The organism is Kitasatospora sp. NPDC057518 (genome assembly GCF_042802075.1).
In the GTDB taxonomy this organism is placed as follows: Bacteria; Actinomycetota; Actinomycetes; order Streptomycetales; family Streptomycetaceae; genus Kitasatospora.
The window spans coordinates 1-2,596 of sequence record NZ_JBHVEU010000709.1; the positions used below are offsets into that span (position 1 = coordinate 1).

Sequence of the window (2,596 nt, forward strand, 5' to 3'; positions counted from 1 at the left end):
GGTGCCAGGAGCAGTGCTCCAGGCGCGGGCGGCACGGGGCCGGCCCTCAGGCCGGGATGGCGTTGACGTACTCGCGCATCATCCGGGGCACCCGGTACGCGTACTGGTGGCCGCGCTTCACCTGGACGACGGAGAAGTCGACCAGCTCGGCCAGCACGTCGAGGTTGCGGGAGGGCTCCCGGCCGCCGTCGACCGGCTGCTGCCGGACGTCGTCGATGGAGAACTCCTCGGGGAACCGGGAGAACCGTCTGAGCGCCCGGCGCTGCCGTTCGTCGAGGAGCCCGTACGCCCAGGCGAGGCTGCGGTGCAGCGAGCGGTGGTGGGAGAGCCCGCCGACCTCCTCCTGGCCGAGGATCGGGAGCACCCGGCACTCGTCCACCAGGACGTGCAGGGGCACCGAGCGCATCCGGACGGCGGCGTTCTCGATCGCGAGCGCCAGGCCGCCGAGGCGTCGGCAGAGCTCGACCACTTGCGGCATCTGGTCGCCGAGGTCGAGCGTCGGGACGACCGAGTGCACCCGGCGGCAGAACAGTTCGGCGGCGGGCGGGCAGCCGTAGGGGCCGTCCGGGTGGTCGACCGACAGCGGCGCCACCTCCCACAGGTCGGCCGGGACCCCGGCGGGCGCCCGCAGCGAGGTGATCATGATGTGGAGCGCCGGGTGCCGCGCCAGCAGTGCCCTGACCTGCCGGGCCACCGTGTCGATGACGTGCTCGGCGTTGTCGACGACGAGCAGCAGCTGCGGCTCGGGGTCGGTCCGCGGGTCGCGGCCGACGCCCCGCAGGAGGGTGTCGAGCGCGCGCTGGGCCTGGGCCGAGGCGGCGGCGGGGTCGACGGCCTCGGGGGTGACCGAGCCGAGCTCCAGGACCGCGACGCCGTCCCGGAAGCGGTCCAGCAGGTGGGCGGCGGAGTCCAGCGCCAGCCGGGTCTTGCCGACCCCGGCCGGTCCGGTGAGCACCAGCGGGCGGCCCGGCCGCAGGGCGGTCACGACGTGCAGCAGGTCGGCCTGGCGGCCGACGGTGACGTCCGTCTTGGGCCGCAGCCCCTGCCACCGCGCGTTGTCCGGGAGTTCGGCGACGCGGACCGGCGGTCCGGGCTCCGGCCGGGCGGGCAGCAGCCCGGCCGGGGCGCCCGCCTGGACGGCGTGGGAGAGCAGGGGGTCGTCCCGGTTGGTCGCCGCGGAGAACAGCGCGCCCACCAGGAGTTCCACGGAACTGCGCCGCGGATTCCTGATGGCGCCGGTTTCCAGATTACGAATGGTGCGGACGCTGACGGTGGAGTGTTCGGCTAATTGCTCCTGGCTCCATCCGACCATCTTCCGTTGGGTTACCAACATCGAGCGAAGCTGATTGTTGTCCATTCCCCCGCGCTTCCTGCTGTCGTGAGCAGAATAAAAGTCAGAAATCAGTGCGCCGTGCTGCGGCGCCAATCACTCCGAAAAACGATCGCCGTCGGCCGTCCGGCGGAGCGCAGGCGTGAGCGCCCGCGCCGACCGGGACCGCAGGGCGCCCGGGCCGCAAGGTGTCAGGGTTGCAGGGCGCCTGGCCGGCAGTGTGTCAGTGCCGTGGAATAATGAATCGGGGACGTGGTGACGGTTTGTCGCGGCTGATCGTGGCGGCCTTCGGCGATGATTCGGGGATGATTCGACGGTGAGGTGACCGCCGCCTTCGGGCTGCTCGGGCGACGCGCGAACGAGTGTACTACGCGGACTATTTTCGGCGAAGCGGTCGCAGTGTTCGATGTACCCCTGCGGAACCGGCAACTTCGCTCCGGAACAGGCAGTTCTCGGCATTTCGGCCGAGAATGTGCGGGCATTATCGGCCACCTTGGCCGAATCCCGTCGTCCGTTCCCGGCCGGGGGCATCGATTGTTCACGGACTCGACCGCCGCCCGTTCCCGGGCCGGACCGTTTCCCTGACCGTTTCCCGGGCTGCTTCCCCGGCTGCTTCCCGGGTCGGACGGCTACCGCCCGCCCCGCCGCGCCCACAGCCGTCAGCGGGGCGGCAGCGGCGCGCCGACGGGCGACGGTCGGCCGTACTTGTCGGGGATACTCGTTCAACTGCGGAAACCCCGGTGGATGCCCACGGGAAACCGGTTGAGCCCACCCACAGCCGAAGGATAAGAAGAGGAAATGACAACGCTCAAGGAGCAGCTGCACGAGGACCTCACGGCTGCCATCAGGGAACGGGACGAACTGCGCTCGTCCACCATCCGGCTCACGCTGTCCGCCGTCACCAGTGAGGAGGTGGCGGGCAAGCAGAAGCGCGAGCTGTCCGACGCCGACGTGCTGAAGGTGATCGGCCGCGAGGCGAAGAAGCGCCGGGAGGCGGCCGAGGCCTTCGGGAACGCCGGCCGGACGGAGCAGGCGGCCCGGGAGCTGGCCGAGGGCGAGGTGCTGGCGGGCTACCTGCCCAAGCAGCTCTCCGACGAGGAGCTGGCCGCGATCGTGGCGGCCGCCGTGGCCGAGAGCGGCGCGACCGGCCCCCAGGCGATGGGCGCCGTCATGAAGCTGGTGAAGCCCAAGGTCGACGGCCTGGCCGAGGGCAGCCGGGTCGCCGCCGCCGTGAAGGCCGCCCTGGTCTGAGCCGCGGCTCAGACC

At 71.6% G+C, this 2,596-nt stretch carries 2 protein-coding genes; one reads left to right on the forward strand and one right to left on the reverse strand.

The window, feature by feature from the left end:
- Positions 1 to 46 precede the first annotated feature (46 nt).
- Positions 47 to 1,357 carry a helix-turn-helix domain-containing protein gene (locus ACFU7Z_RS38620; protein WP_063780346.1) on the reverse strand — a complete coding sequence of 437 codons (1,311 nt, stop codon included), beginning with the start codon at positions 1,355 to 1,357 and terminating at the stop codon, positions 47 to 49.
- Positions 1,358 to 2,128: 771 nt separating this feature from the next.
- On the opposite strand from ACFU7Z_RS38620, the gene ACFU7Z_RS38625 reads away from it, so the two are divergent.
- Entirely contained in the window at positions 2,129 to 2,581 is a 453-nt protein-coding gene (locus ACFU7Z_RS38625; RefSeq protein WP_049658244.1) for a GatB/YqeY domain-containing protein, read from the forward strand.
- Positions 2,582 to 2,596 lie beyond the last annotated feature (15 nt).

What these genes read in the sequence shown, in the direction of transcription:
- ACFU7Z_RS38620 (WP_063780346.1), bottom strand. Translation starts at nt 1,357, where the DNA reads ATGGACAACAATCAGCTTCGCTCGATGTTGGTAACCCAACGGAAGATG.
- ACFU7Z_RS38625 (WP_049658244.1), top strand. Translation starts at nt 2,129, where the DNA reads ATGACAACGCTCAAGGAGCAGCTGCACGAGGACCTCACGGCTGCCATC.